The 736-nt window shown below is 73.6% G+C and carries 1 protein-coding gene; it reads left to right on the top strand.

All coding sequences use genetic code 11. The features are described 5' to 3' along the window. On the top strand, positions 1 to 556 hold a 556-nt coding region (locus tag BN2503_RS20630; protein WP_199445294.1), incomplete at its 5' end, for a hypothetical protein. Between the last annotated feature and the right edge of the window lie 180 nt (positions 557 to 736).

Below are 736 nucleotides of genomic sequence, written 5' to 3'. Positions count from 1 at the left end.
GCACTGCGGCACTGCGGCACGCGCAGCAGCGCACCGCCCAAGCAGCTCGGCAACCCAAGGTTGCGCACCGCCCGCCACCAGCACCGGGCAGCGCACCCGGCTGGATCGAGCGCACAGCCCGGCCAGGTGCTGGCCACCAGCGCAGCGGCACTGCGGCACGCGCAGCAGCGCACCGCCCAAGCAGCTCGGCAACCGCGGGTTGCGCATCGCCTGGCCACCAGCCGGGGCAGCGCACCTGGCTGGATCGAGCGCACAGCCCAGCAAGGTGCTGGCCACCAGCGAAGCGGCACTGCGGCACTGCGGCACGCGCAGCAGCGCACCGCCCAAGCAGCTCGGCAACCCAAGGTTGCGCACCACCTGGCCACCAGCACAGCGGCACTGCGGCACGCGCAGCAGCGCACCACCCAAGCAGCTCGGCAACCCAAGGTTGCGCATCGCCTGGCCACCAGCCATGGCAGCGCACCCGGCTGGATCGAGCGCACCAGCGCAGCGGCACTGCGGCACGCGCAGCAGCGCACCGCCCAAGCAGCTCGGCAACGGCCTGGGCACCGGATAGGCAACGCCCTGCCCGCCTGGGTGGTGGGCACCAGGGGGAACCCCATCGCGCCCATTTCCGGCAATGTGCGCAGCCCGCCACCACGCCAGGGCAGCGCACCCGGCTGGATCAGGCGCACCAGCCCGGCCAGGTGCTGGCCACCAGCGCAGCGGCACGGCGGAAGCGAACCGCCCAAGCAGC

Origin of the sequence: Paenacidovorax caeni, from assembly GCF_001298675.1 — a bacterium.
GTDB lineage: Bacteria > Pseudomonadota > Gammaproteobacteria > Burkholderiales > Burkholderiaceae_C > Paenacidovorax > Paenacidovorax caeni.
The sequence above is the reverse complement of the archived record's forward strand: the minus strand, read 5'-3'. Positions and strand labels throughout refer to the sequence as shown.